Annotated in this window: 26 protein-coding genes and 1 pseudogene; 19 read left to right on the top strand and 8 right to left on the bottom strand. The window is 62.1% G+C overall.

Annotated features, from left to right (window positions below; genetic code table 11):
• Together ON00_RS10890 and ON00_RS21220 are read right to left on the bottom strand one after the other, a co-directional pair.
• Positions 1 to 578, bottom strand: a 578-nt coding sequence (locus tag ON00_RS10890) for a Y-family DNA polymerase (protein WP_010405761.1), incomplete at its 3' end; no start/stop codon positions are given.
• Positions 499 to 1,230, bottom strand: coding sequence for an ImuA family protein (locus ON00_RS21220; RefSeq protein WP_010405760.1), 732 nt, complete (start codon positions 1,228 to 1,230; stop codon positions 499 to 501). The genes ON00_RS10890 and ON00_RS21220, both read right to left, overlap by 80 nt.
• 197 nt (positions 1,231 to 1,427) lie before the next feature.
• On the opposite strand from ON00_RS21220, the gene ON00_RS10880 reads away from it, so the two are divergent.
• From ON00_RS10880 to ON00_RS10855, 6 genes are all read left to right on the top strand, one after another.
• Complete coding sequence (locus ON00_RS10880) at positions 1,428 to 1,910, top strand: hypothetical protein (protein WP_010405759.1); 483 nt, start codon at positions 1,428 to 1,430, stop codon at positions 1,908 to 1,910.
• A gap of 132 nt (positions 1,911 to 2,042) precedes the next feature.
• Positions 2,043 to 2,600 (top strand): hypothetical protein, encoded by a 558-nt coding sequence (locus ON00_RS10875; RefSeq protein ID WP_010124799.1) that lies wholly within the window; start codon positions 2,043 to 2,045, stop codon positions 2,598 to 2,600.
• A gap of 79 nt (positions 2,601 to 2,679) precedes the next feature.
• The gene (locus ON00_RS10870; protein ID WP_010405753.1) at positions 2,680 to 3,783 is read left to right on the top strand and encodes a type IV toxin-antitoxin system AbiEi family antitoxin; all 1,104 of its coding nucleotides are present in this window, start codon (positions 2,680 to 2,682) and stop codon (positions 3,781 to 3,783) included.
• A complete protein-coding gene (locus tag ON00_RS10865) occupies positions 3,780 to 4,637 on the top strand; it encodes a nucleotidyl transferase AbiEii/AbiGii toxin family protein (RefSeq protein WP_010405751.1) in 858 nt (285 codons plus the stop codon). The genes ON00_RS10870 and ON00_RS10865 overlap by 4 nt, the downstream gene beginning before the upstream one ends.
• A 22-nt stretch (positions 4,638 to 4,659) precedes the next feature.
• Entirely contained in the window at positions 4,660 to 5,769 is a 1,110-nt protein-coding gene (locus ON00_RS10860; protein ID WP_010405750.1) for a metallophosphoesterase family protein, read from the top strand.
• Entirely contained in the window at positions 5,766 to 8,399 is a 2,634-nt protein-coding gene (locus ON00_RS10855; protein ID WP_010405749.1) for an AAA family ATPase, read from the top strand. The genes ON00_RS10860 and ON00_RS10855 overlap by 4 nt, the downstream gene beginning before the upstream one ends.
• A gap of 45 nt (positions 8,400 to 8,444) precedes the next feature.
• Here ON00_RS10855 and ON00_RS10850 read toward each other — a convergent pair whose 3' ends face one another.
• Positions 8,445 to 8,648, bottom strand: coding sequence for a hypothetical protein (locus ON00_RS10850; protein ID WP_010405748.1), 204 nt, complete (start codon positions 8,646 to 8,648; stop codon positions 8,445 to 8,447).
• A gap of 247 nt (positions 8,649 to 8,895) precedes the next feature.
• Between ON00_RS10850 and ON00_RS10845 the strand changes: the two genes are divergently transcribed.
• The 5 genes from ON00_RS10845 (at position 8,896) to ON00_RS21045 (ending at position 14,053) form a co-directional block, all read left to right on the top strand.
• Complete coding sequence (locus ON00_RS10845; RefSeq protein WP_010405746.1) at positions 8,896 to 9,513, top strand: hypothetical protein; 618 nt, start codon at positions 8,896 to 8,898, stop codon at positions 9,511 to 9,513.
• Between the two features lie 3 nt (positions 9,514 to 9,516).
• The gene (locus ON00_RS10840) at positions 9,517 to 10,392 is read left to right on the top strand and encodes a restriction endonuclease (RefSeq protein WP_010405745.1); all 876 of its coding nucleotides are present in this window, start codon (positions 9,517 to 9,519) and stop codon (positions 10,390 to 10,392) included.
• 85 nt (positions 10,393 to 10,477) lie between these two features.
• Positions 10,478 to 11,155 carry a vWA domain-containing protein gene (locus tag ON00_RS10835; protein ID WP_010405744.1) on the top strand — a complete coding sequence of 226 codons (678 nt, stop codon included), beginning with the start codon at positions 10,478 to 10,480 and terminating at the stop codon, positions 11,153 to 11,155.
• Positions 11,112 to 11,909: a PP2C family serine/threonine-protein phosphatase gene (locus ON00_RS10830; protein WP_342626509.1), complete on the top strand. Its 798-nt coding sequence runs from the start codon at positions 11,112 to 11,114 to the stop codon at positions 11,907 to 11,909. The genes ON00_RS10835 and ON00_RS10830 overlap by 44 nt, the downstream gene beginning before the upstream one ends.
• Positions 11,906 to 14,053, top strand: a complete 2,148-nt coding sequence (locus tag ON00_RS21045) for a helix-hairpin-helix domain-containing protein (protein ID WP_010405741.1) — start codon at positions 11,906 to 11,908, stop codon at positions 14,051 to 14,053. Before ON00_RS10830 ends, ON00_RS21045 begins: the two co-directional genes overlap by 4 nt.
• Positions 14,054 to 14,276: 223 nt before the next feature.
• On the opposite strand, the gene ON00_RS10820 is transcribed toward ON00_RS21045, so the two are convergent.
• From ON00_RS10820 to ON00_RS10800, 5 genes are read right to left on the bottom strand one after another with little or no spacing between them, the layout of a single operon-like run.
• The gene (locus ON00_RS10820; protein WP_010405740.1) at positions 14,277 to 15,392 is read right to left on the bottom strand and encodes a hypothetical protein; all 1,116 of its coding nucleotides are present in this window, start codon (positions 15,390 to 15,392) and stop codon (positions 14,277 to 14,279) included.
• Positions 15,389 to 15,865 carry a hypothetical protein gene (locus tag ON00_RS10815; RefSeq protein WP_010405739.1) on the bottom strand — a complete coding sequence of 159 codons (477 nt, stop codon included), beginning with the start codon at positions 15,863 to 15,865 and terminating at the stop codon, positions 15,389 to 15,391. Before ON00_RS10815 ends, ON00_RS10820 begins: the two co-directional genes overlap by 4 nt.
• Positions 15,826 to 16,281 (bottom strand): hypothetical protein, encoded by a 456-nt coding sequence (locus ON00_RS10810; RefSeq protein WP_154651312.1) that lies wholly within the window; start codon positions 16,279 to 16,281, stop codon positions 15,826 to 15,828. The genes ON00_RS10815 and ON00_RS10810 overlap by 40 nt, the downstream gene beginning before the upstream one ends.
• Entirely contained in the window at positions 16,278 to 17,243 is a 966-nt protein-coding gene (locus ON00_RS10805; protein WP_010405735.1) for an MvdC/MvdD family ATP grasp protein, read from the bottom strand. Before ON00_RS10805 ends, ON00_RS10810 begins: the two co-directional genes overlap by 4 nt.
• Positions 17,240 to 17,779 (bottom strand): hypothetical protein, encoded by a 540-nt coding sequence (locus tag ON00_RS10800; protein WP_231565010.1) that lies wholly within the window; start codon positions 17,777 to 17,779, stop codon positions 17,240 to 17,242. Before ON00_RS10800 ends, ON00_RS10805 begins: the two co-directional genes overlap by 4 nt.
• A gap of 87 nt (positions 17,780 to 17,866) precedes the next feature.
• Here ON00_RS10800 and ON00_RS10795 point away from each other — a divergent pair, with 87 nt between their 5' ends.
• The 8 genes and pseudogenes from ON00_RS10795 to ON00_RS20890 all read left to right on the top strand — a co-directional run.
• Complete coding sequence (locus ON00_RS10795; RefSeq protein ID WP_010405731.1) at positions 17,867 to 18,766, top strand: 3'-5' exonuclease; 900 nt, start codon at positions 17,867 to 17,869, stop codon at positions 18,764 to 18,766.
• A 31-nt stretch (positions 18,767 to 18,797) separates the two neighbouring features.
• Complete coding sequence (locus ON00_RS10790) at positions 18,798 to 20,933, top strand: ATP-dependent nuclease (protein WP_010405730.1); 2,136 nt, start codon at positions 18,798 to 18,800, stop codon at positions 20,931 to 20,933.
• 1 nt (position 20,934) lies between these two features.
• On the top strand, positions 20,935 to 22,734 hold the full coding sequence (locus ON00_RS10785) for a UvrD-helicase domain-containing protein (RefSeq protein WP_010405729.1): 1,800 nt from the start codon (positions 20,935 to 20,937) through the stop codon (positions 22,732 to 22,734).
• Positions 22,735 to 22,987: 253 nt separating this feature from the next.
• Positions 22,988 to 23,296: a DUF7673 family protein gene (locus ON00_RS10780; RefSeq protein ID WP_010405727.1), complete on the top strand. Its 309-nt coding sequence runs from the start codon at positions 22,988 to 22,990 to the stop codon at positions 23,294 to 23,296.
• Positions 23,297 to 23,472: 176 nt separating this feature from the next.
• A complete protein-coding gene (locus ON00_RS10775; RefSeq protein WP_010405725.1) occupies positions 23,473 to 24,159 on the top strand; it encodes a type IV toxin-antitoxin system AbiEi family antitoxin domain-containing protein in 687 nt (228 codons plus the stop codon).
• Positions 24,152 to 25,012 carry a nucleotidyl transferase AbiEii/AbiGii toxin family protein gene (locus ON00_RS10770; protein WP_029622689.1) on the top strand — a complete coding sequence of 287 codons (861 nt, stop codon included), beginning with the start codon at positions 24,152 to 24,154 and terminating at the stop codon, positions 25,010 to 25,012. Before ON00_RS10775 ends, ON00_RS10770 begins: the two co-directional genes overlap by 8 nt.
• Positions 25,013 to 25,121: 109 nt before the next feature.
• Positions 25,122 to 26,123, top strand: a complete 1,002-nt coding sequence (locus ON00_RS10765; RefSeq protein WP_010405721.1) for a site-specific integrase — start codon at positions 25,122 to 25,124, stop codon at positions 26,121 to 26,123.
• Positions 26,071 to 26,510, top strand: a pseudogene (locus ON00_RS20890) (hypothetical protein); the annotation flags it as partial. The gene ON00_RS10765 and the pseudogene ON00_RS20890, both read left to right, overlap by 53 nt.

The raw sequence follows: 26,510 nt of genomic DNA, 5'->3' as shown, positions 1-26,510 counted from the left end.
ACAAGTCGGAGCGCCGATATCGGCAGAATCGCGATCGCTTTGCGGTGACCTCCGGGCTCGATTGTGACGGGCCGACCCGCAGGGACATGCCGCGCAACGGCGTGAGCACAGCCCGCAGTGTCGGCAACCGCGATTTGCACCGAGAGCCCGGACGCCGCGGTGCGACGATGAAGATCCTTCAGGAGCTCCTTCTCCGTCCCGAACAGCGACGCGCAACCCGTGATGTCGAGCCAGAGCCCGTCCGGTGCATCGGGGGACACAAACGGTGAGTAGCGCCGACCTGCCCAGAGCGCGAGACGGCGCAGGCCCTCGAGATCCGCATCGGGCTCCGCGTCGACCACCCGGAGTTCTGGCGCCAGCGAGCGCGCTTTTGTGACTGTCATTCCTGGTTTGATGCCGAGAGCGCGAGCGCCAGCATCGATCGCTGCGATGACGCGGCGACCGTGGTCCGGGATGGCCGTCACCAGCGGCGCATCGCAGGCGATTGGATCGTGCCGCTCAGGCGACGAATTTGCGTTCTTCCTGCGCAGCCGGTCGGTCGACCAGTGCGGCAGGAAGAGCGATACGACCCGTCGCATCGCAGCCCTCCACAATCCAGCTGTGCGGATTTCCGCCGCGCACGCGTTCCAGCTCAACCCGCCAGCGTGGTCGCCCCAGGCTCGGAATGCCGAGATCTTCACTTGGGTGAGCCGTTACTCGCCAACGCGTTGCGGCCGCCGTTCCCTCGACGGCCTGTTTAACCCTGGAAGCGCGCCGGAAGACGAAGGCGGCAACGCCCGAACCTTCTGCTGCAAGCTGCAGGCGCTTGGAGGCAGTAGTCGAATATTTCGCCACCTCCCCGACCACCCCGGCAAGGCCTGGTTGGCGCAAACATTCCTCCATCGCGAGGAGCACGTTGGTGTCGCTGCCAGCCTCGACGTGAATTACGCGGTCCGGATGCAGCCCTGCCAGGTGAAGGGCAGGGGCGAAGAGGTCGCGCCAGCGGAGGCACCAAAAAACCGGGCCCTCTACACGCGCGAGAATTCCGGCGAGAAATACGGTAGCGCTCGCCTCATCAGCCAGATCGGTACTGCCCGCGATCTCGTGAAGGGTGCCGGTGGCTATGCCACCGCCTGGCAGGCGACAATCAATGCTCTCGATCCCGAATGGAATGGCGTCGTGTCGCCCATCAGTGCCCTCGATCTGCGCGATGCGCGCACGTAGATCATCAAGGACGGCTGACTCGCGCATAGCATCACAGAGACTCGGAAGGTGATTGACTCGTTCCCTCTTTGTTCTGATGAAGGCGCGCCAGAGTCAAGCGTGATGGAGATCGCCTCTCGCGCCGTCGCCGCAACGACCGGCGGAAAGGGGCACATTTCCGACGCGAAAAAATTGTGGAGGTCTCTTGGATAGCGGCCGACGTTGGAATCCGGCAGATTGCTCTGATGAACGATCTTAACGGCAAGTCTATCGCGGAGATGCTCGCGCTCCATGCCGCAATCAACGAGGAACTACGATCGCGCGACGTCTTGCGGTCTGCCAACAATCCGACGGGAGACCTGGCCGAATATCTCTTTTGCACAGCTTTCGGTTGGGAGCAGGAGGCCAATTCGAAGAAGGGGTTCGACGCGGTGGACTCGGACGGCGTCCGCTATCAGATCAAGGGCCGTCGGCTGCACAGGCGCAACAAGTCGCGTCAGATGTCGGCGATCCGGTCGACGGACGGTTTCGATATATTGGCCGGCGTTCTCTTCAACGACGACTTCTGCGTCATTCGCGCGGCGCTGATCCCTGCAAGCGTGGTGTTCGAGAGAACGAGCTTCGTCGATTATACGAAGAGCCATAAATTTTACCTTCGCGATGATGTGTGGGATGCAGCAGGAGTCAGCGACGTTACCGAGCGCCTCCGTGCCGTCGAGCAAGCCTAGAGACCAAGTGTGGCTAACCTACGTGCCGCCGCGCGAGCGGCCAAGCGGGCCAGAAGTGTCACAGCAGAAAAAACTGACGAAAGACGCACGAACGGGATTCACATTGCCGCAAGCGATGCTAAGATTCATCTTATGTTCCACCAAGCCGACCTTTTTGATGCCGTTGAAGTCGGCCAGGGAGCGCCTGCCAAGAGCCTGAATTTGCCGGCGCTGATCGAACGGATCGCGGATTTCTCGCCGCGACCGCGCTACGCGTTCATGGTCCTCAACCTCATTGCCAAAGCCGCCGGGGGGAACAGCGGTTCAGCGGGCCCCTATGTCGATACCGAGGACGAGGTTCGCGTGCCGCTCCGCGATTGGCTGTGCGATTCACTCGTTCCGATGGCAAAGCGCGATGCGCGTCGCCTGATCATCGTCGAAGAGGTCAAAGCATCGCTCGCTGCGCAGGACGCCTTGCCAGAGGACCCAGGGGAGGCAGCAAAGGCGATCGACAACGAGGTTCGTGAGCGGGTCCGGCGCTCTGGTCGGTGCAATGTCAGTCGCGCCGTCTCCGATCTCGTCCGCGCCGGTCTGGTCCGGCGACACTATCAGGGCTACCGTGTAGACCACCATAATCGTGGCGCTCAACGTGAGGCGGTGTACACGATCACTGAGGCAGCCGCGCGGGCCCTTTGGTCTCAAAGGGCCTGATACCCCCATCGGATGGGCCTTGTTTCACAGATTTCTCATTTTCAACGGTTTGTTGAAAAGCCCGTTTCAGTGAAATTATTTGCTATTTCAGCCGAATCGTGGTTTCAACGGTTCGGTGAAAGACCCTGTTGGCATCGAACGGCGGGCGGCAGAAGCGCTCGAGGCCTTTCTAGGCTCAATCCCTCAATTCGCCGTCGGCCCAATGACGCTGACTGGCAAGCCAGGCGAGGCTGATCGAGGCGTAGACATCGTCGCTGAAACCGAATTCGCCGGCCGACCGCTCAGGCTCGTGGTCGAGGTCAAAAGCAACGGGCAACCCCGGATTGCGCACCAAGTAGCCTACCAGCTCAAACGGTATCTGGATCAGACTGGCCAAGAGGGCGTGCCGATGTTCATCGCGCCCTATTTATCTGAACAGGCGCAGGCGGCATGTCGCGAGGAAGACATCGCCTATCTTGATTTCCAGGGCAACGCGCGCCTCGTTGTCGATACCATCTTCATCGAGCGCAAGGTCGAAGGGAAACCCGATCCCGAACGACGTTCCCTGCGGACCCTGTTCAAGCCAAAGTCGACCCGGATCCTGCGCGTACTACTGAACGAGCCGCATCGGCCCTGGCGCGTGACCGAGCTTGCTGAAGAAGCCAAGGTCAGCCTCGGGTTGGTCAGCACGATCGGAACCGCCCTGCGCGAACGGGAATGGGCCGACCAGACCGAACAGGGGCTGCGGCTCGTCGATCCTTCCGGTTTGCTGGACGAATGGGCCCGCAACTATGAGCGGCCCAGAGGGGAGGAGGTCCGCCTCTATACCCACCTTCATGGCAAAGCCCTGGTGGAGCGGCTGCGTGATTTAGCGACCGAGCAGGGAAGGGTGGCGCTGGCCTCGTTCAGCGCGGCCGATTGGTACGCGCCCTTCGTTCGCCAGAGCACCAGCTATTTCTACGCAGACGAGAAGGGCCTTGGCACCTTGCAAACAATCCTAAATCTGACTGCACCCGCGAAGGGGGCGAACATTGTCGTGCGCGTCCCCGATGAGGATGGCGTGCTCGACGACGCGCGGACCGTCGCACCGGGGGTCATCGCGACCAGCCCGGTTCAGACCTATCTCGATCTCATGGCGGGCGGCGAGCGCGGCGTCGAAGGGGCAGAACATCTGAAGGACAAGCTTTTGCGGTGGCCTTCATGAACGACGAACCGCAATCGGCCAGAGACTATGACGACCGCACCAGCGCCGCGGTGAAGTCGGTGCTCGTTGAGATCGGCCAGACGCTGGGCAGCTTTCGCGGGAAGTTCGCGGTTATCGGCGGCGCCGTGCCTTGGCTGCTGCTCGAGGACAGCGAGATGCGCCACGTCGGCACCCTCGACATCGATCTCAGTCTCGACGCGCAGGCCTTGGCCGCCGGCGAGGAGTATGTCGCTCTCGTCGATGCCCTCCACGAACAGGGGTACGCACCCCGCGACACGCTCAAATATTTCCAGATGGTCCGGACGGTCCAGCCGAAGGATGACGGACCGCCGATCGATGTGATCGTCGAGTTCCTGCGGCCCTATGACGCCGTGCTGGAAAAGAACCGGCCGCCGCTCACCACCGAATTCGCGACCCAGCGTGCGTCGGGCGCGGAGCTTGCCATTCACTTCCACGAGCTCGTCGCGATCGAAGGCGATATGCCCAAGGGCGGGACCAACAAGGTGATGATCGCTGTCGCCTCGATTCCGGCGCTTCTCGCCATGAAAGGCTTCGCGCTCGACGGCCGATACAAACAAAAAGACGCCTATGACGTCTACTACTCGATCCGGAATTATCCCGGCGGGATCGACGCGCTCGCCGACGATTGCCGCCCGTTGCTCGATCATCAAAGCGGCAAAGACGGCTTTTCGCATGTCGTAGCGAAATTCGACGATCCGGACGGCTACGGCCCGACGTGCGTGCGCAATTTCGTCGAAGGCTCCGATATCCTGGACGGCCGAACGCCGGACGAGTGGCAGCAGGATGCCTTTGGTCAGGTCGATGCCTGGGCCCGTGCGATGGGATTGCGATGACACACCGATCTGCGAAGCCACGATGAAGCTCATTCACACAGCCGACTGGCAGCTCGGAAAGCCTTATGGGCGGTTTGAGCCGGAGGTCCGCGCCGCACTTACCGAGGCACGCTTCGATGCCATTGATGCGATTGGCAAGGAGGCAGTTCGCCACGGCGCGGATCACGTCCTGGTCGCCGGCGACGTCTTCGACACCGAGGGACCAGACGACCGCACGATCGTTCAAGCGATCTCCCGAATGGAGCGCCATGCATGCCGGTGGTGGCTCTTGCCCGGCAATCACGATTTTGCGCGTAACGGTGGCCTCTGGGACCGCGTGCGTCACCGCGCAGGTAGCAGCATTACCGTCTTGGCAGAAGCGCAGCCTCACGAGATTGAGCCAGGAATCTGGCTCCTGCCGGCGCCCCTTACGCATCGCCACAATCTCGATGATCCTACCGAGCTCTTCGACAGCATGAAGACACCCGGCAGTCGCATTCGCATTGGCCTCGCGCATGGATCGATCCGCGACTTCGGCACCCAAGGCGAAACCAAGAACCAGATCGCGCCCGACCGCGCCCGTCGCTCGTCCCTCGATTATCTTGCGCTTGGAGACTGGCACGGGACGCTCAATATCGATCCGCGTACCTGGTACGCGGGCACTCCCGAAACCGATCGCTTCCAGCGCGATGAGCCAGGCCAAGTGCTGCTCGTTGATATTGCCGAGGGTCGCGATCCGTCGGTCATCCCGACCCGCACGGGGCGTTTCCAGTGGATCAGGCGAAGCTGGACGGTGAACGACCAAGCCGGTTTCGATGCCGAGTGCGATCAATTGCTGGGATCGATCGATCCCGCGTCCACCCTCCTCGAACTATCGCTGGCCGGAATCACCAGCCTTACGGATCGGGTCGGGATGCTGGGCAGGCTGGAAAACGATGTCGGGCACCGTGTCCGTTATCTCGACGTCCGGTCTGGCGACCTTGTCGGCCGCCCGAGCGAAGACGACCTCGCAAGCCTTTCGGTAGAAGGCATGCTCGGTGTCGCCGCGGCGAAGCTTTCCGCCTCAATCGAAACGGGCGGGCCTGACGGTTTGATTGCCAAGCGTGCCCTGGAGCGCCTCTTCGTCGAATACAGTCGGGAGGACAGAGCATGAGCCTGTACCTGCGCCGTATCGCCATCGACGGCTTCCGCAAGTTTCGGGAGCCGATGGCGATCGAAGGGCTCACCGACGGCCTCAACATTGTCATCGAACCCAATGAGACCGGCAAGTCGACAGTGCTCGAGGCGCTTCGCGCGGCATTTTTCGTTCGCCACGGTACGAAGAACCAGCTTGCCCAATCGTTCGCGCCTTATGGCGAAGCTGTCGGACCGGAGATTCAGGTTTCGTTCGATGCCGATGGCGCACCATGGACGGTAACCAAGCGCTTCCTGCGCGGCGCATCGATCGAGGTCACCGGTCCACAGGGCAAGGCACAGGGCGAAGAAGCAGAAGCTCGCCTGCACGCGCTTCTGGGCTCGGTGCGCGACACCAGTCAAAAGGGCGACGCCGGCACATACGGCGCGCTCGGACTTCTTTGGGTCGCACAAACGGAGGCGCTCGCGGTCACCGGACCAGGGCAGATCGTGCGTGACACAGTCCGATCGACCCTGGAAGCGGAGGTTGGCTCGATCATGGGAGGCCCCGCGTACGCGCGCGTCCGATCAAGGATCGACGAGCAATACGGGCGATACTGGTCCCCCACGGGACAAAAACGCGGGCGACAAAACGAGGCCCGAGAGCGCGTCGAACAGGCCGAAGCGGCCGCTCGCGACGCCGCCGAACGTCTCGCTGGGCTTGAGAGGACGTTCTCCGAACTCGAAAGTGCGCGCTCCAGACTGAAGATCGTTCACCGCGAGATCGCGGACGACACAGACGTGCAAGCGCGGAAGGATCTCACTGCCTCTCTCGAGACGGCGCGCGCAGCTGCGCAAATCCTCGCGACGCGGCGGGCCGAGCATGAGGCCATCAGCGCGAAGACGCGCAACCTTGAAGATCTCGTCGATCGTCATCGGAAGGCGACCGACGAACGCACCAGCGCTGAACTCGCGCTTGAGGCTGCGCGCTCACGCCGCGCCGAAGTCCGCGAGGGCTTGGCCACGGCGCAGCAACGGCTTGCTGATGCGCGCAGCGCCTTAGAAGCCGCGCGCACCTCCCGCCAGGAAGCCCGCCGTGCCCTCAGCGCGGGCGAGGAGCTCTTGCGCGCGTCGCGCCGTCGAAGCGCGGTGTCGGCGGCACGCGCGCGGCACGCCGAGTTGGTTGACCTAGAGCGGCTTCAGGTAGAGGCCGCAGCACTCACTGCGACGCTGATTCCCGCCAAGGCGATGGAAGCGATCGAGGCCAACGAACGGCTCGTAGCTGAGGCGCGCGCGGCGCTCGCCGCAGGTGCGACGCGGATTGCCCTTGTCGGGGACGCTGACGGCATATCGATCGATGGCGAACCGATGACGCTCGGCGAGCGAACTCTGTCGGGTGAGACCCGCCTCCGGTTCGGCAATGCCGAGCTGATTATCACGCCGCCGGCCGGGGCGGCGAGCGCCGAGGGAGCGCTCTCCTCGGCGCTGGAGCGACAAAAGTCTGCGTTGGGAGAGCTCGGGCTGGCGAGCTTGGAGGAGGCGCGCTCGCGCAACGATACCGCGCGAGATGCCGTAGCCGAGTTACGCACGATCGCGGCGCGCATCTCGGCCGTGACGCCGGCCGATGACGTTATCGGGCTCGCTGCCGGCCCCGATGCGCTCAAGCTCTTCATCGCTGAAATGAACGACGAGAGTGAGACCGTCGAAGCCGACATCCCGGATATCACGCTCCTCACTGCCCGGCTCGAAGATGCCGACACCGCTTTAGCGCGGGCCGAAGGTTCGCAGGAAGGCGCAGTTGAGGCTCTCCGCCGGGTCGAACAAGAGGATGCGCCGCTCGCTGGCGCGGAAGCGGGCGCGACCAGCACGCTCGCCAACGCAAACAACCAGATCGAGACGATCGAGAGCCGCCCGGAATTCCCGACCCTGACGGCAGACGTCGCTCGGGCCCGCGAGCAGACGGCTGAAGCAGCAGTGAAGCTTGAGGATGCCACCCGGGACGCGACCGCGCACGATCCTGCGGCGATCACGCGCAGGATCGAGACAATCGATGCGCGGCTGAAGGCGGCGGGGGAGGCTCGTGCAAAACTCGAGATGGACGTCGCGCGGCTGGAGGGGACCATCGAGAGTGAGGGCGGGAAGGGACTTGCTGACAGAGAGGCAGGGGCCCGGGAAGAGGCAGAGGCGGCACGTGCGGCTCTTCAGCGGATCACCGAGGAGGCCGACACGCTGAAGCTCTTACGCGACACCCTCGACGAAGCGCGCGATGAGACATCGGCGAAATTCGTGGGGCCGGTCGCGAAGCGAGCGAAACGCCATATCGAGCGGCTGTTGCCTGGCTGCGATCTGAGCTTTTCTGAAGACCTCACCCTGGAAGCCATCGTACGCGGCGGGATCAGCGAAGGGTGCGGCGATCTGTCGCGCGGCACACAGGAACAACTGGCGGTGCTGACGCGGATCGCATTTGCGGACATGCTATTGGAGCAAGGCCGCCCGGTATCCCTGATCTTGGACGACCCGCTCGTCTATGCCGATGATGCGCGGCTCGACCTAATGGTCGAGATTTTGATCGAGGCGGCCGAGAGGATGCAGGTCGTTATACTGACCTGCCGCGATCGCGCGTTTCGCCATGTCCCCGGCAATCGGGTGAGCATGGTAAGCTCCGGATAGGCCTGGGCATCGACGTAACGACCGCGATCCTAAGCGGTGCGCCGGTCATCGGTCAGTGTGTGGTGCTCGTCCCTCGTCGAAAAGACGCTGGATCCGGTCGGGCATCTGCAGCAGCTTCACGGCTGCGGCCAAAATCGCCTCGGGCTCGCTCGGGAAGGCCTCGGCCGAGCTTATCGAAACCCCTCCCGAGAAGGTGATTGTTGCCTGAAACCCATTACCCTTGGGCGTGGCGGTCAACCGAATATCCACGTTTGTCCTCCAAGGCGCTTTACGAGAGCTTGAGGGTTGCGAATCCTGTCACAAAAGAGCACATATCAAACATGGCGACCACAGCTTCCTCATCGACCAGCAAAAGTACCAACACCGGTGCCAAAAAGCTTGGCCGCAGCGCAGTGACTGGCCAATTCGTGCTCGCGCCTGCAAGCAAGGGTGGCAAGATCACGATCGCGAAGGCCCGGTCGGCTGCAAATACTGTCTATAGTTCGAAGAAATAGGCTTGGCACCGGCGCGGCTGTCCACGGACGATGTTTTTATAAACTGTCCCTTCGACCCAGACTTCAAGCCAATTTTCCAAGCCCTGATATTCACAATCTTTGCTTGCGGCTTTCGCCCACGCTCCGCGCGGGAACTCGACGACGGAGGGCAGACCCGTATCGAGAAGCTATACGGTCTCATCCAGGAATGCCGCTACGGGATCCATGATCTCTCACGAACCGAGCTGGATGACGACCACAAGCTTCCGCGCTTCAATATGCCGCTTGAGTTGGGACTCTTCCTCGGCGCCAAGCGCTATGGCAACACCGCTCAGCACGACAAGCGGCTGCTCATCCTCGATATCGAGCGTTTTCGCTATCAGAAGTTCATCTCCGATCTCGCCGGGATGGACATCCACGAGCATGGTGGCAAAGCGGAGGCTGCCATCCGCGAGACGCGAGATTGGCTTGCAAACGTTTCCCGGCGCCAGATCCCTAGCGGCGACAAGATCGTCCGGCTGTACGAGCAATTTACTGCCGATCTTCCTGCGCTCGCCGCAGCGTTGGAGTTTGCTCCCGCCAAGATACCCTATGTCGATTTCGAACGTATCGTTGTCGGCTGGCTGACCCGGGACGCCTGACCGATGAGCTCCATCGTTCCCGCCGAACTGACTATGATCGACGAGGTCCTGCGCGGCGAAAGCAAGGGCTACATTCTCGACTTTTCAAATAGCACTATGCGGGAGTTCTTCACTCTCGAGTTCGACGTCGATCTATATAGCGATGACTACGCGACGGAGGGGACCTCTAAGGCCAGCCGGCTGCGATCGTTTCTGAAGCAAGTTGATGACACTTCCGCCGCGCGAGTCCTGACCCGCCTCTTGGCATATCGGGGGGCGATGCCGGCGCCTATGCGAAGTGAGATCAGACCGCTGGGTGAAGGGCAGCTTCTGGCGCTCATCAAGCGGCTTGAGCGCGGTGACGGCTCGGCCGGCACGGCGCCCAGACCCATCTTCAATCGCAACCAATATGAAGAGCTGCGTGACGAGCTCAACAGGCTTTGGGGTCTTGATCCTCGTCCTCGTGGATATGCGTTCGAGACTTACCTAAAGCGTCTCTTCGACACCTTTCATCTCAACGCCCGCGCCCCTTTCACGCTCGTCGGGGAGCAAATCGACGGCAGCTTCCAGCTCGGTCATGAAACCTACCTTCTGGAGGCGAAGTGGCAGAAGGACCCAATCGGTGTGCTCGAGCTCCACGGCTTCCACGGAAAGGTCGAGCAAAAGGCATCTTGGTCACGCGGGCTCTTTGTCAGCTTCGGGGGCTTCACGAATGTTGGCCTGCAGGCATTCGGGCAGGCTGCGAAACGTGTCATCTGCATGGATGGGCAAGACATTTACGAAGCCCTCGATCGGAATATCCCAATAGACGTGGTGCTTGAACGCAAGGTGCGGCACGCTGCTGAAACTGGGCTCCCGTTCGCGATGCTTCGTCAGCTCTTTCCGCTTCCGCACGGGTAGGTGATCATGCCTAGCGTTTAGATTGGGCCGACTGTGCCGCTGTGGCTAAAACAACAGCAATGATTAGTCTGGGGGACATTGAGTCGTGGATGATTTCGAACAACAGCCGTTTGCCGACGCCGAGTTTGCCGAGAACCCGGAGCAACGCTGCCCCTGCGTCCTCCTGATTGATACTTCGTCCTCGATGCGCGGTGCGCCGATCGACCAGCTCAACCAAGCTCTGATCGAATTTAAGGAAGAGCTGATCGGCGACGCCATGGCGGCGAAGCGGGTTGAGCTTGCCATTGTCACCTTTGGGCCGGTCCAGACGCGAACCGACTTTACGACGGTCGACGGCTGGTATCCGGAGGCATTTGAAGCGAACGGCGTCACGCCGCTCGGAGAGGCCGTGGTTACAGCCCTCGACCTTCTGCGGGCGCGAAAAGATCGGTACCGTGAGAACGGCATCAAATATTACCGGCCTTGGGTGTTCCTTATCACCGATGGCGCTCCCACGGACGATTGGAAGGAAGCAAAGCGCCGCGTCCATGAGGGTGAGGAGCGCAAGGAATTCATGTTTTACTCGGCCGCTGTCGAGGGAGCCGACATGTCAGTCCTGTCCCAGCTCGCCACGCGTGCGCCACTCAAGCTTCGCGGTCTCGCGTTCCGCGAACTTTTCCAGTGGCTCTCGAGCTCGCTGAGCGCCGTGTCGCAGTCCAATCCTGGCGACGCCGTGCCGCTTGCCAACCCTACGGCACCGGACGGCTGGGCCGTTGCCGGCTGATCCAGGACGGTGGCGGTGGGCCGCGGCCTCAAGGATCGGAACGTCGCACCTTAAAGCCGGAACGCGGAAGCAGGACGCCTATACCGTCAAGGTGTCAGGCCCTGATACGTTGTGCGTTGTGGTGTCGGACGGAGCGGGCAGCTCGAGTCACGGCGGCGAGGGCGCTTCCCTCGTCTGCCGCATGCTGTCGACCGCTATCTGCGACTGGACCGCGAACCACGGCGGGCTGCCGCCCGACGATCAAATTCACGAGTGGCTCGATACCGTCAGGGACAGGCTTGCGTCGGTAGCAGAGAAGCGGGGTCTCACGAAGCGCCAGTTCGCATCTACCCTGATTGCCCTTTTGGTCTTTGGCGAAGAACTGCTGGCACTTCAGATCGGGGACAGCGCCTTGGTCGCGCGGAAGGCAGGGCAGTGGGAGGCGATCTGCTGGCCCGAAAATGGCGAGTTTGCCGCCACCACTTACTTCGTGACAGACGATCCGGAACCGCGCCTGCAGATCACTCGCCGGACTGCTGGCGACTACGACGCGTTCGCCGCATTCTCCGACGGCATCGACAGCATAGCGTTGCACCATGCAAACCAGGAGCCGCACGCGCGCTTTTTTGATCCGATGATCAAACCGGTTGACCAAGCGGCGGAGCGTGGGAGGCTGGCCAGCCTCTCGGCAGCTTTAGGGCGCTACCTCGACGGTCCTGCCATCTGCGATCGCACCGACGACGATAAGACGCTGGTATTGGTATCGCGGCATTGACCCAGCCGGCGATCAAGATTGATGGCCGGCCATTTGCGCTGGGCAAGCGGATCGGGAAAGGGGGCGAAGGCGAAGTCTTTGCTGTCGAGAACAAGCCCGACGGCGCGGTGAAAATCTACAAGGACGAGCTGCGGGCGAAACGCGAACCGAAGGTGCGAGCGATGGTGCTTGCCGACCTTGCCGACACCACGAAATTGGTGGCGTTCCCGGCCGCGATCGCGACCGATGGCAAAGGCGGTTTCCTCGGTTTCCTGATGCGCCTCGTATCTGGCTACCGGCCAATCCATGAACTCTACGGCCCCAAATCTCGCAAGGCTCATTTCCCAAAAGCCGATTACCGCTTCCTCGTGCGCGCGGCCCTCAACGTGTCCAACGCGGTGGTGAAGGTCCATCAGAGCGGCTGCGTCATCGGTGACTTCAACCACTCGGGTGTTCTTGTATCGAACGAGGCGACCGTCTCGCTCATTGACGCCGACAGCTTTCAATACTCCAGAGACGGAAAGCTGTTTCCTTGCGTGGTCGGCGTACCTGATTTCACACCACCCGAACTGCACGGCGCCGACCTTTCGACTATCCGACGCACGGAAGCGCATGACAATTTTGGCTTGGCGGTGGCTATCTTCCACCTCCTCGCAATGGGAAAGCACCCCTACGCCGGCCGCTTCGCTGGCGGTGACATCTCGATGAGCGACGCGATTGCACAGCATCGCTTTGCCTTTTCACAGCTCCGTACGTCCGAGACGCGGACCACACCGCCGCCTGGATCGGTGAGCTTGAAGGACTTCCCGCCGCAGATCGCCGCTGCATTTGAAGCGGCCTTTGGTCGAAATCCGGCGGCGCGGCCAAGCGCGGCAACTTGGGCGACCCTGATGAAGGAACTTGAGCAGGCGTTAAGCCACTGCGGAAAGGTTCGAACCCACTATTATCCTTCAGCGGCGTCATCCTGCCTATGGTGCCGTGTCGCCGGCCGATCCGGGGTCGATATGTTCCCCGACCTGCTTGGCCCCACCCCGCAGATCGCACCCGGTGGGTCGTTCGACATAGAGCGGATCGCGGCGCAGTTTGCGGCGATCAAGCTGCCTGATCCGGCCTCCCTACTCCCAACTTGGTCCGGTCAGATCACGACCGCGAGTGAGGCCGTCGCCGCGGCCAACCGCGCGAGCATGGGCCATCGGGCCTTGGGCGCTATAGCCCTGATCGCCGCCGTCGGCGGCTTTCTGGCAGCCGTCAATTTCGCGATCGTGTGGATCGGCATCGGCATCTTCGGCCTCATCAGGTTCTTCGGCGGCCCTGTTGAACAGGCACCGTTCAAGACGGCATACAGCGACGCGGATAACCGGGTTCGCTCACTGCAGCAGGGGTTCGTCGATCGGCTCGGCCTCAGCGAACTCGTCACGGTCAAAGCCGACGTTGAGACCTGGATCCGAGCGTATCGCAACCTCGACCACGACCTCGCGCAAAATATCCAAAAACTGAAGGCCTCGCGTGAGACGCGGAAGCGGGAGGAGTATCTTGATCGTTTTCTCATCCGGCGTGCCCGCATCGCCGGCATTGGCGCGGCCAAAACGGCGACCCTGGCATCCTATGGGATTGAGACCGCCGCAGACATCAAGTCGAACGCCGTGCGCGCGGTGCCCGGCTTCGGTGAGGCGATGACGGCGAAGCTGCTAGCATGGCGCAAGACGCACGAAGACAGATTTACCTACAACTCGACTCCAGACGCCTCCGACGTACAAGCTGAGAATGCTGTTCGCGCTAATTGGGCTGCAAAGCGCAACGATCTCCAAACCAAGATACGCTCGGCATTAGCCGCGCTTCAGACAGGCCCGCAGCAGATTACGACGCGTGCGCGGAACGGCGATCCTGCTCTGCTCGACGCACTCGCAAAGCGCGCCCAGGCGGCGCACGATCTCAAGACGCTTGGACTTCCCGTACCGGCTGCTGTGCCTTTTACAGTCAAGGCCCGGCAGGCTCCATCCCCGGGTACGCCGCCTCGCCCAGCACCGACAGGGATCGCAGCTGCGCCGAGCTGCCCGCAGTGCGGATCGTCGATGCGGCGACGGACTGCTCGGAAAGGCCATCGCGCGGGCAACCAATTTTGGGGGTGCACCCGCTATCCGACATGCCGGGGCACCCGGAATTGAACGTCATGCAAGCCGTTCAAAATGGTTCGGAGCGAACCTCTTCGATGCGCATCAGCTGGCGTTCGTCCAGAACCGAGACCTTCTCAGCTATTATGATCTCGCCGCGGGACCTCTGATTCGTCGGCCAACGCGAACCTCGTGATCGGACAGATGGTCCAACGACAGATAAGATCGCGAGCCGGTCATGTCACGGCACATGATCGACACGCTGAATCAAGGCGCGTCAGTCGACAATGGCTTCGAACACGCTGGCTCTCTTCACGGTCCCGAAAAGCCCACTCAGCTCGGTCTCCTTGGACTTGACCCGCCGAAAGTCTTCAAGGGTGCGCTTATCGACGAACAGGACGTCGGTGTAGGCGGCCAACACGGCGAGGTGCTGGTCGTGAACGTCGCTGCCGGGCCGAGTGGGGCGCTCCTGCCCGTGGCGCTTCAGCGCATCGGCGATACGCCAGCTCGGGAGTCTCTGCATGCTCACGCGCTTCAGGCGCTCGAAGTGGATGCCCGCCTTCTCCGCGACGAGACGCAGATGCGACCGAAACGTCCCCAGTTCCGACAGTTCCGCGACGGTGCACTCGTCCCGGATTTCGTGCTCGTCGATCCCCTGCCTGCCGTAGGTGTCCACGAGGAGCTGGCGGACCGTCACGTCCTCCGCAGGCATCTCCTGCATGACGCGCAGGACGAAGTCGTTCGCCATCTCGAACGCCTCGGCGTCGCTCCGGCGCGGGTCGGCCGCCTTGGCGCGGAAAAAAGCGTTGCGGTGGGTCATGGCCATTACCTTCTGCCGATCGGCAGGCGCGCGGATCTCCTGCTTGCACAGCTGCCCAACCGTCTGCCCCTCGTCCATCGTCCGCATGCCTGAGAGAGCCGAGACCATTCCTATGTGCTGGCGCCTCTCCCTCATGAGCGGACGCGCGACGTCCCAGACCCAGCCGTCCTCTCCGACGGCAGCGACGCCAGTTCCGGTCGTCAGCAGGCGGGATCGCACGTGATCGCGCACCTCCGCCACGGTCTGGCAGCCGGAATCGTACGCGATTGCCTCGGCCGCTAGGATATCGACGATCCCGCCCAAGCCACGCTCGCCCGGCATCCGCATCCACGCCATCATCGGAAGCGACTGGAGATACGCCACCCGCGCGCTGGCGTTCGCCGGATCGTCTACGACGAGCAGCTCCTCCAGATGATGCCAGGAGAGGAACGGGATGCGCCCCTGCTCGAGCAGACGCTGGTGCAGATCTCGGGCCACCTGGCCCTTGGGCGATGTGGGCCTAATGGCGGCGTCGATCCAATCGGCCCAGTGCGACGTGTCCGGCGCGATGATCGCGGCCGTCAGGAGGGTCATGGGACTTTAGCTCCGTCCTGAGGCACAGGCGCGATCTTAAGGGTCGGAGTGGTTCCGGCAGTGGGACACGACTTCGTCGGCGACGGATCGACGCGTCTACGATCCGTCCGCGGCTTGACCGGCCGGCGTGGCCGCGCCTCGGAGATGACAGTACCATCGGTCGGCCCGCCGGACGGCCTCACGGGCTGAGCGATCGTGCATTTCAGTTCGAACGGAACGCTAGCCGCCGGCTTCTGGACGATGACGACCTTCGGGGCGGGTGGCTCCTGCGCGGCGTTGCGAAAGCCCATCGCGTAGAACAGCGGATCGAGCAGCAGGAGCAGGATGAATATCCCGAACGCCCGGAGCAAGTGCTCGTGCGTGACCAGGATGCGCGTGACCTTCTCGTTGACCACGTCCCGCGAGTTACGTGTCGCCAGCAGTGTGCCGCGGGTCAGCTTGCGAAGGGGATTCGGCGTCTGCCAAGCGGCCACGAGCTCGGGCTCCCCGAGCTTTTGGAACCCCGGACCTGCAGGGTCTTGAAGGCGTTGAACCCGGCTCCCGCCACGTAGACCGTCGCCAACGCGAGCACGAACAGCCGCGCCGCGTCCGGTGCCGGTCCTGCCTTCTTCTCCCAATTGGCCGCCTGCAGCGTGATGATGACCGGAACCAGCGCCGCCAGCACCGCGAGGTAGGTCGTCGCCTTGCCCTCAGCCGTGCGGACCCTCTCCATCTCGGCCGCCGCTACCTTCTGCGCCTCATCGAGCGCCCGTTCCTCGTTCGAGTTCCAGACGGCCGCCCGGATTGCAGCGCGATCCTGCTGAAGCCGTTGCGCCTCAGCGGTCTTCTGTGCCGGAGTGAGCGGCTCGATGTACGGGAAGACCGCACTGGCAATCGAATGCCAGGTCACGTCGATGAGCCTGCGCAAAGGGCATCGACGATCGCGGCCGACACCGGGGCGCCCGTTCGCTGCTCGATCCAGGCCCACTGCCCGTTCGGGTTGGCCTCCAGGAACCAGAAGCGGCCATCCGGATCTTCGATGAGGTCGATCGCGGCAAACCGCAGGCCGAGGTCGCGTGTGACCGAGATGCAGGCGGAAGCCACATCAACCGGCAGTTCCATGGCCTCGTGGTCAAGATCCCCGCGAACGGCCTTCCGCCAGTCGACCTGTGTCTCGTCATAGGCTTGGGACAGTATGCGGGTCGCGAAGGCTCGGTCGTCCACCACGAGCAATCGGATGTCCGACCGCTTCGAAATCTCCCGCTGCAGGATCATCGGCGCACGCCGAAAACCGTCGGCGTCGGCCGCATCAAGCGCATCCACCCGGCTGGTGAAGACGACACTGCCGATCTCGCCGTCGTTGATGAGGGCGTGCCGAAGAGGCTTCGCCACCATAGGCCCCTCTGCGAGGAAGGCGCGGGCATGCCCGAACGCATTCGTGACGAGTGTGCCAGGGATCTGGAGCCCGACGCGGCGGGCGGCGGCGAGCTGCCTCGGCTTGTCTTCGGCGCGCAGGATAGAGAACGGAGAGTTCAGCCACCGCCCCTCAAGTGCGTTCCAGAGGCTCCGGACTATCGCCGACCATTCCGCAACGACGTACTCGGCGACGGCGTCGCTCCCACTAACCTCGATATTGCCCGGCCGGCGATAGTAGGCGCCCGTCACATCCGCGAGGGACAGGTCACCGCACGGTCCGGTCAGCGTGAGGTTCGAAGGGTCGCCATCCACCATCGCGATCTCATGCTGCGGCAGGTCTTCGGTATTCAGGCGGATGAAGCGCATGCCGCGTCGGCGCATCTCCATGACGACGTAGTCGGTCGTCACGTCGCGCTTGTTGGTTACGAGGAGGATCAATCCGGAAAGCGCGCTCACCAATATGGCGCTACCGCTTCGTCGTCCCGCTCCTGTTGGACCTCGGTCTTTGTTTGCAACTCGGGCAGGCACAGGGACGCGTCCTCGTCGTCCACCTCCTGTCGGACGCGCGTCCCGGTGCTCGTCTCCAGCACCCCGAAGCGCGACGGATCGTCGTCGTCCACCTCGACCTGCGTCATGGTCTTGCTCTGCGTCACGACCAGCCCACCGCCGGCGACCTCGATGATCGGCACGGCACCGTCCTCGCCGTCCACAACCCAGACCCCCAGCTCGGACGAATAGCGACCCGGCATCTCGGCGTCGGCGGACCTCGGCGTGGCGAAGCGAAGCAGGAACGGTTCGGCGGACGTAATTGGAGAATGAACGGTCATCGGCATCGATCCAGTGGCGGTGTCGTGGATCAGGAACATATAGGGAAGATTGAGGACTAGAGGAAGTGTTTCAACAATCATTCCGCAAATGAAACCACCGTTACGGAACTGCCAATATCCGTAAGGATGACAGCACTTGGACATCATCGACTGGCGTGCGGTCAAGTGGAGCGCTAAGTCGAAGCATCAAAAGGTGTCACCCACTATCTGAGCACTGCCCTTCGGCCTACAGCTTTGATAGGGACAGAGCCCATGAGCGACACCGCCCCCGATCTGGCAGATTTGGCCAACCTTCTTAGCGCGAGTGACAACTATCGCGTCCAGCGACGCCTCATGCCGCGCTCGACGGTTACGCCACCTGACGGCACGCCGACCAAGACGGCGCTCCTCATCGATGTGGAGACGACCGGCCTTGATCTCCAGAAGGACGAGATCATCGAGTTGGCGATGATTTCTTTTACTTATTCCCTCGACGGCCGGGTTTTCGAGATCGGCGAGACATTCCAGCGGTTCCAAGAGCCCAGTGCTCCGATCTCTCCTGAGATCACCCGGATCACGGGGATCACCGACGCCATGGTGGCGGGCCATACGATAGACGTGGCTGAGGTCGCCGCCTTCGCCAGGCCGGCCGCGCTCGTGATCGCCCACAATGCCGGATTCGATCGCCGCTTTGCGGAGCGTCTCAGCGACGTTTTCGCTACGAAGGCATGGGCGTGCTCGATGTCCCAAATCGACTGGGCGGCCGAAGGCTTTGAAGGCACTAAGCTCCATTATCTCGCGGCGGGCGCAGGCTTTTTCTACGATCGGCACCGGGCGGAGCATGATTGCCGCGCCGTGATCGAACTGCTCGCCTCGGACCTTCCGGTGTCCAACAGGACGGCGCTTGCGATCCTGCTTGACCGGGCGCGCCAGCCCACCTGGCGCATCTGGGCCGAAAATTCACCCTATGACCTGAAGGATGCGCTCAAAGCGCGCGGATACCGCTGGAACGGTGATGGCAATCCAAATCCGCGCGCCTGGTACGTCGATGTCGACGATGCCCGGCGCGAAGCGGAGATCAGCTTCCTGAGAAAGGAGATCTATCTGCGAGACGTCGAGCTGCTCGTGCACAGAATGGATGCCTACAACCGCTTCTCGGACAGGCAGAACTAACAGGCTACAGATCAAACGGGGGACGTCGTTCGTGCACATTTCAAGGCTGCAACTTGTCAATTATCGGAATTTCGAGCGCGCGAACGTAATCTTCAACAAGGGCGTGAACACAATCATCGGCGAGAACGGATCGGGCAAGACCAACCTGTTCCGGGCGCTGCGCCTCCTGCTTGACGACACGCTGCTACGCTCGGCATATCGGCTCGACGAGAAGGATTTCCACCGTGGCCTCGGCGACTGGCGGGGTCACTGGGTGGTCATCAGCCTCGAGTTCGATGATGTATCCCAGGACGAGGCGATTCAGTCCCTCTTCCTGCATGGGACCGGTAACGTCGCCGACGGCGCGATCGGCAAGGCGACCTACAACCTCATCTTTCGCCCCAAGGCGGCAGTTCGGCGGGTGCTGGCCGACCTTGCCGTCGGCGATACCGCCGGCCTCGCCGAGGCACGTTCGAAGATCACCATAGCGGATTATGAAACGATCTTCACCGGCAAGAGCGCCGCCGACTTCATCGAACCCGACACTTACAGGCAGCTGGTCGGCGACTTTGATGCAGTAATATTCCCCCAGGAACTGACTAACCCCGCTATCGGAGGCGTAATCCCAGGCATGCTCTCGATCTCGCGCGAGGTGTGCTTCACCTTCGTGCAAGCACTGCGCGATGTGGTCGCCGACTTCCAGAACAACCGCACCAATCCGCTGCTGACCTTGCTCAAGGGCCGGAGCGGCGAGATCGACCCGCAGAGCTTTGAGCCGATCAGCGCACTCGTTAAAGGGCTCAATGGTGCGATCGAGGGCCTGCCGGATGTCGGCACCATTCGCACCGATATCCGCGATACGATCACCGATGCAGCCGGTGGGACTTATTCGCCGCGATCAATTTCGATACGCTCCGACCTTTCCGACGAGGCCGACCGCCTCTTCCAGTCGCTCAAGCTGTTCGTGGGCGAGAGCGAGGAGCTATATGAGGGCGCGATCCACGAGTTGAGCCTAGGCGGCGCGAACCTCATCTACCTGACGCTGAAGCTGCTCGAGTTCAAATATCAAAAGCAGAAGCAGTCCTTCGCCAACTTCCTCGTGATCGAGGAGCCGGAGGCACACATTCACACCCACATTCAGAAGACGCTGTTCGACCGGCTGAATTATGATGACACCCAGGTCATCTATTCGACCCACTCGACCCACATTTCCGAGGTCAGCAACGTCGAGAACATAAGCATTCTCGGCCGCCAGGGCGGGCGATGCGAAGTTTTCCAGCCGTCCGCTGGACTCGATGTCGGTCAGATCGGCAACATCCAGCGCTACCTTGATGCGGTCCGCAGCAACCTGCTCTTCGCCAAAAGTGTGGTGCTGGTGGAGGGCGACGCGGAGGAGATCCTGATCCCGATCCTCGTCAAGAAAGTCTTCGGGGTCAGCCTGGACGAGTTGGGCATCAGCCTGATCAACATCCGCAGCACAGGCTTCGAGAATGTGGCAATCCTCTTTCACGACGATCGCATCCGCAAGCGCTGCGCAATCATCACAGACCTCGACCGCGCGTTCATCGAAACGGTCGAGGACATGCTCGACGACGACGATGAGATCGCCGCGAAGAAGAAGGCGCTGGCGTCACAGGTCGCAGGGTTTCGGCGCGAGGCGGCGCTCAAGCAGCTGTGCGACGGCAATCGCTGGTTGACGACGCATTTCGCCGATCACACCTTCGAGGTCGATTTCGTCTCCTCCGGCAACGCCGGCACCGTCGTTTCGGTGCTGGGCGACGTCTACAAGGATGCAGCCACCATCGCGACGTCGAAGTCGGAACTGGAATCGGGTGACATCGCGCGCTTCGGCACGCGCGTGCTGACGATGGCGCGCAACGCCGGAAAGGGCTGGTTCGCGATCATACTCGGGCGCATGATCACACCAGAGACCGTCATCCCGGATTATATCCTCGACGCGATCTTCGAGGTGCATATCCCGGTCTCGATCGGGACGTGGGCGAGCGTGCTAGACTATCGGCTGTCGGTGCTCGCAGCATCTCAGCTTCACGCGCCCGCGGACATCGCCGCGATGCGCGCGCAGATTGGCCGCTACCGTCGCAGCGAGATCGACTTTGCCGGGATCCGGGCCGAGATGCTCCAGGCTTTTCCGGCCGACGGCATCAACGCAATCTTGGCGAGCTTCTGAAATGTTTGTCTGGGACAGGAAGGATCTGAACGACGCGCAGGTCGCGGCCATCGAACATCCCGGCAGCGTTTTCCTTGTTGCGTGCCCGGGAAGCGGGAAAACGAGAACCCTCACCTACAAGATCGCCCGCCTGCTATCGCAGCTCAAATCGGACAAGAAGCGCGTTGTGGCGATCACCTACACGCACCGGGCGGCGGACGAGATCCACGAGCGGATCGAACAGCTCGGCGTCGATACGAGCCAGTTGTGGATCGGCACGATACACTCCTTCTGCATTGAGTGGATCCTCAAGCCCTATGGGGTCTACCATCCGGCGCTTAAGCACGGGTTTCGGGTCATCAACGCCCATGACACCGAATGTATGCACGAGGAGCTGTGCAGCGCGGTGCGGGACACTAAGCTCACCAGCTTCGACTGCGCTTATTACTTCAAGCCGAGCGGCTTTGTTCTGACCTGCAACAAGACGGCTAAGCATGAGGCGATAAAGGGGGTCCTGCGAGCCTATTGGCGGAAGCTTCGTGCCGAGCGGCAGGTAGATTTCGAGTTGATCCTCTTCTACGCCTACCAGCTCATCGAGAAGCACCCCTCAATCAGCGTACTCCTCGGTTCGATCTTCGAATGCGTGCTCGTCGATGAGTTTCAGGACACGCGCGAGATACAATATGCGATCTTGGCGTCGATCTTGAAGGGGTCGAAAGGCCAAGCGTCCGCTTTCGTCGTGGGAGACCCCAATCAGGCGATTTATGGTTCGCTTGGGGGCTATGCGATCACTGCAGCGGACTTCGGTACGCGGTGTGGAATCGCGTTCAAGGAAATGGACCTATCGGACAATTACCGCTCGTCCGCCCGCATCGTGAGCTATTTCGGCCTTTACAATGTTTTCCCTGCTAAGATCGAGCCCGTGGGCACGGACAGGAAGTATGCGAGCGTGGTGTCGTTCGACCAGGAGACCCACCGCGACGGACTCGAGGACGAGCTTGTACGGCTTATTAAGTACAACGTCGAAACGCTCGGCATCGCTCCGCAAGAGGTCTGCATCGTTGCCCCCTGGTGGGTTCATCTCGCGAGCATGACGCGGCGGCTGGTCGCAGCCCTTCCGGGCTATTCGTTCGACGGCCCAGGAATGGTGCCCTTCGCGCGCGACGTCGATAATTTTTGGTACAAGCTCGCCCGGATCATCCTGACGGAGGCTTCTCCGCAACTCTACGTGCGCAGAATGCGATGGGCGGGCGAAGTGATCTCGGGCCTGAGCGACGTGGGCATCGACATTCCGGGGCTGGACCGCAAGGCGCTGCTGCGCGCCTGCAATGCCATCACCATCGCCGAGACCGATGGTCTCGTTTTCCTTCGAGCGTTTTTCGACGAGCTATGCGCCGCTTTTGGCATCGATTACCACGCTTGCGCGTCGCTCCAGGAGCACCACGACGCCTTCTTCGAATGCTCGCAGAAGCGCATCGACCGGCTCGTCAAGGAAGGCTCGGCGGCGATCGCCGAGCTGGCGATGTTCAGGAAGGTCTTTGCGGGCCGGACTGGCATTACTGTGTCGACGATCCATGGGGTCAAGGGCGCCGAATATGACGCGGTGATCGCTTATGGGTTGCTGGAAGGCATGGTCCCACATTTCAGCGACCCAGATCAGGTCGAGACAGCGAAGAAGCTCGTGTACGTGGTGTCGTCGCGGGCCAGAAAGAATCTACATCTGATCTCTGAGCGTGGTCGAAGCCGAGGCTGGAGCGGAGACTATCAACCGACAGATGTCCTTGCCGGATGTGCATTCCAATACGATCACGTACCTACCTAAAGTGGTCTCCTCGTCCGCGCGATCAACGGCTACCTGGCGCTCTCTTACGGTGTGATCCGGTAGGTGGGCTGCTTATCGGGCGGCCCCTGCTCGCGTGCAGGGTCTTAGTTGCGTCCGATAAACGCGATTCTCGGACATAAGAATTGGCTTCGAGAGGGCTGCCGATATCGAGCAATGCGTTCTCACGTCATCGTTGCACTCGCGCCGGCATCGACCGATTGACTCCCGGCCTGCGATCTCGATGATGCTCGCCATGAACGTAACGCCCCTGATCGCACCCGAGGTTCGCGCCGCAGTCGACCGCCTGTTCGATCTCGCAAGCAGCGACACCGGTCAGGCGGGTCGTGTCGCCAATTTCCTTCTCGCATGGCACAATGGAGCGGATTGGGGCGGTTTTGATCTCGCCGATCTCTTTGGCGTCGACCGCGCAATCGCCGCCGACATGGCGACGATCTTCACGTTCCTTGGCCAGTATCCAAGCGGCATCTATCCGGACGCGTTCGGGCATGGTGACGACATTGTCCCGATCCTGCAGCGCTGGCGCGGTTACACGGACGAATAGACACCACGGTAGGCCAGGCCAGGCGGAAGCGCTGTCGTTTCCTCTCCCGGAATGCTCCACATTCTCGCTTGGCGGTCGGTCAAGCGGCAGTTCGAGGCTAGCATTGTCGAAAACGTCCATTCCGTTCCTACATAAAATTCTTGAAACTTTCACTTTATGCAAGTATCGGGAATTTTATGAGCGCCCTCACCTCCGCCCTGTCTGACGGCAAGCTCGCCGGCCGCGTTTTCGATGAACGCCAGCTTGGCGAGGCGATCGACGGCGGCGCTGCGCGTCGCTATGCGCTCGTCAACCGCGCGCTGAAGGACGGTTCGCTCGTCCGTCTCAAGCGCGGCACCTATCTTTTGGGCAAATCCTATCGATCGGACGCGATTCATCCCTTCGCCGTGGCCCAGGCCCTCATTCCGGGCAGCTATGTTTCGTTCGAGACCGCCCTCGCTCACCATGGCTGGATTCCCGAGGCAGTCTACGCGACCGCAAGCGTGACGCCCGGACGCAAGACGCTTGAATTCGACACCCCGGTCATGGGCCGGTTCACCTTCCATCCGCTCGCCATCCACGAATATCAGTTCCTGGTGGGCGTGGAGCGGCAGAAATTGGGTGCCCTCACCGCGTTCGTTGCGAGCCCCTTGCGCGCGCTCCTCGACCTCGTCGCATTGCGGAAGCAACGCTGGACGGGTTTCGACTGGCTAACCAGCGGCCTGCGCATCGACGAGGATCATCTCCACACGCTCAAACGCAAGCAATTCGCGTCGCTGAAATCGGTCTACAAGCACAAGGCGGTCAACGACTTCCTCCGTTCCCTCGAGCTTGCTGTCCGCGGCAACCGATCCCCCTCGCTGGATGCATCGCGCGATGATTGAGATGCTCCAGAAGAAACTCCGCGACTATGGCGCGACCAATGCCGTCGAGGAGGAGAACGCGACCAAGGAGATCATCCAGGAGATCGTGCTCTACGCGCTCTGGCGCGCCGATTTCTTCGACGTCGCGCTTTTCCAGGGCGGCACGAGCCTGCGCATCCTGCACGCCCTTCCCCGCTTTTCGGAGGATCTCGACTTCCTGCTGCGCGTGCCGGACCCCGATTTCCAATGGTCCCCGTACCTCTCCGCGCTCGTCGAAATCTTCGCTCAGTTCGGCCTGAAGCTCGAAGCCCAGCCGAAGGACAAGATGGACAGAGCAGTGCGCGAAGCGATCCTCAAGGACGATTCGATCGCAAGCCAGCTCAATCTCAGCTACGCGGGATCGGGCCGCGCCAAGACGATCAGAATCAAGCTCGAGATCGACACCAATCCGCCGGCGGGCTCTGGCGAAGCGACAACCTTCCTCGACTTCCCCGCCGACTACGAGGTGCGGCACCAGGATCTGGAGTCCAATTTCGCGCTCAAGATCCATGCGCTGCTGTGCCGCCCCTATTTGAAGGGCCGCGACTGGTTCGACTTTTCCTGGTACGTCGCGAACGGCGTCTACCCCAACCTCTCGCTTCTTGGCGCAGCGATCCTGCAGGCGGGGCCTTGGCAGGACCAGCGAGACCTGCATGTCGACGGCGAGTGGCTTGTCGCGGCCTTGAAGGCGAGGATCACGTCCATCGATTGGCGCGCGGCAACGGCCGACGTGAACCGGTTCCTGCGGCCGGCCGAGGCGAAGTCGCTCAGCCTATGGAGCGAGCGCTTTTTCCAATCCAAACTCGACCAGCTTGCCAAGGAAGCGTCTAAGTGACGGACATGCTTCCTGCTCTTTCCGATCCGCACGCGGCGCTGTGCGCGAGTAGCGCAACCGGCAAGGGCGCGCGCGACCGGACCCAAGATAGCGCAGGCGTGCGCTGCTGATGGGCCGCGACCTCTTGCCACTATCGGCCGATCTCCCTGCCGACCTGCTCGCCGAGATCGAAAGCGCGCGCGATACGCTCGCGGCCGCCAAGGCTGGCTCAACGCAAAAAGCCTATGCATCCGACTGGCAGCGCTTCTGCGACTTCTGCGATGCCCGCAACGTCGAAGCCCTGCCCGCCCATCCGGACATCGTCGCGCTCTTTGCGCATGTCGAGGCGGAGGCCCGCATCGCACCGGTCACGATCGGCCGCCGCGTCGCGGCGATCAACCATCACCACAAAGAGGCGGGCCTTGCCTCTCCCATGGCGCGCGATGCCGCTGGCGTTATCGCGCAGATGATGGCGGGCGTACGCCGCAAATATGCTCGGAAGAAGGATCAGAAGGCGCCTGCAGCGGCGGACGTGCTCACCGCCATGCTTGCGACGATCACGAACGCAGGCCTGCGCGCCAAGCGCGATCGCGCGATCCTGGCGGTCGGCATGGCGGGCGCGTTTCGCCGTTCCGAAATAGCGGGCATGCAATTGCCCGATCTCGAATTCGAAATCGCGGGCGTGCGGATATCGATCCCCCGTTCGAAAGGCGATCAGGAAGCCGAGGGCCAGGAGATTGCGATCCCCGAAGGCCGTCATATCCGGCCGGTGAGCCTCCTCAACGACTGGCTCGAGGCCGCCGATCTGATCGGCTTGGATCCCGCTATCGGAAAGCCCCGGACAGGCCCGGTGTTTCGTCGGTTGACGCGGGGGGACGTGCTGACGGCCGACCCGATCACCGACAAGACCGTGGCTCGTCTGGTCAAAGCCTGCGCGTCGGCGGCAGGGCTCGACCCAGCCCTGTTCTCCGGGCATTCCCTGCGCGCGGGCTTCCTTACCGAGGCGGCCGCGAAGCGAGCGAACCTGTTCAAGATGAAGGACCACTCGCGCCACAAGTCGCTCGACACAGTCGCCGGCTATGTCCGCGATGCCGCACTGTTCGACGACCATGCAGGTGAGGAGTTTCTGTGATGCCGGGCTGTCCGGCAATTCTGGCTTCGAAGCGAAACTCGAGATCCCGGACGAGCCGGCAATGACGACAGCGCCAGAATGGCAGGCATATGCCATGCCCAATTACGATGCGGCGATGACGCAGGCCTGCACGGCTCTCCAACAGCGTATCCTTGTCGACCCCGCCTATCGTTCTTCCATACTGGCCGATCCCAGAGACCTTCACCGCACCTTGTTCGTCGGATTCACGCCGCCCGGTTACCCCGAATATGCCGGCACCTACCGGGGTGCGGCGGGGACATCGCTCGAGGGACGGCGTTTGGGCGCCCCGCAAGTCTTCAGCCCGAAAAAGAGCTTTTCGTTCGAGGAGCCCGAGAACGTCGTCGCCCGGCTCGATTTCATGCTTGT

The organism is Sphingomonas echinoides ATCC 14820 (assembly GCF_000241465.1).
In the GTDB taxonomy this organism is placed as follows: Bacteria; Pseudomonadota; Alphaproteobacteria; order Sphingomonadales; family Sphingomonadaceae; genus Sphingomonas; species Sphingomonas echinoides.
Note: the sequence above shows the minus strand (reverse complement) of the source record. Positions and strands in the feature narration are given on the sequence as shown.

Excerpts from the sequence above, each read along its gene's own strand:
- ON00_RS21220 (WP_010405760.1), bottom strand. The coding sequence starts at position 1,230 with ATGCGCGAGTCAGCCGTCCTTGATGATCTACGTGCGCGCATCGCGCAG.
- ON00_RS10880 (WP_010405759.1), top strand. The coding sequence starts at position 1,428 with ATGAACGATCTTAACGGCAAGTCTATCGCGGAGATGCTCGCGCTCCAT.
- ON00_RS10875 (WP_010124799.1), top strand. The coding sequence starts at position 2,043 with ATGTTCCACCAAGCCGACCTTTTTGATGCCGTTGAAGTCGGCCAGGGA.
- ON00_RS10865 (WP_010405751.1), top strand. The coding sequence starts at position 3,780 with ATGAACGACGAACCGCAATCGGCCAGAGACTATGACGACCGCACCAGC.
- ON00_RS10860 (WP_010405750.1), top strand. The coding sequence starts at position 4,660 with ATGAAGCTCATTCACACAGCCGACTGGCAGCTCGGAAAGCCTTATGGG.
- ON00_RS10855 (WP_010405749.1), top strand. The coding sequence starts at position 5,766 with ATGAGCCTGTACCTGCGCCGTATCGCCATCGACGGCTTCCGCAAGTTT.
- ON00_RS10840 (WP_010405745.1), top strand. The coding sequence starts at position 9,517 with ATGAGCTCCATCGTTCCCGCCGAACTGACTATGATCGACGAGGTCCTG.
- ON00_RS10820 (WP_010405740.1), bottom strand. The coding sequence starts at position 15,392 with ATGACCCTCCTGACGGCCGCGATCATCGCGCCGGACACGTCGCACTGG.
- ON00_RS10795 (WP_010405731.1), top strand. The coding sequence starts at position 17,867 with ATGAGCGACACCGCCCCCGATCTGGCAGATTTGGCCAACCTTCTTAGC.
- ON00_RS10785 (WP_010405729.1), top strand. The coding sequence starts at position 20,935 with ATGTTTGTCTGGGACAGGAAGGATCTGAACGACGCGCAGGTCGCGGCC.
- ON00_RS10780 (WP_010405727.1), top strand. The coding sequence starts at position 22,988 with ATGAACGTAACGCCCCTGATCGCACCCGAGGTTCGCGCCGCAGTCGAC.
- ON00_RS10775 (WP_010405725.1), top strand. The coding sequence starts at position 23,473 with ATGAGCGCCCTCACCTCCGCCCTGTCTGACGGCAAGCTCGCCGGCCGC.
- ON00_RS10770 (WP_029622689.1), top strand. The coding sequence starts at position 24,152 with ATGATTGAGATGCTCCAGAAGAAACTCCGCGACTATGGCGCGACCAAT.
- ON00_RS10765 (WP_010405721.1), top strand. The coding sequence starts at position 25,122 with ATGGGCCGCGACCTCTTGCCACTATCGGCCGATCTCCCTGCCGACCTG.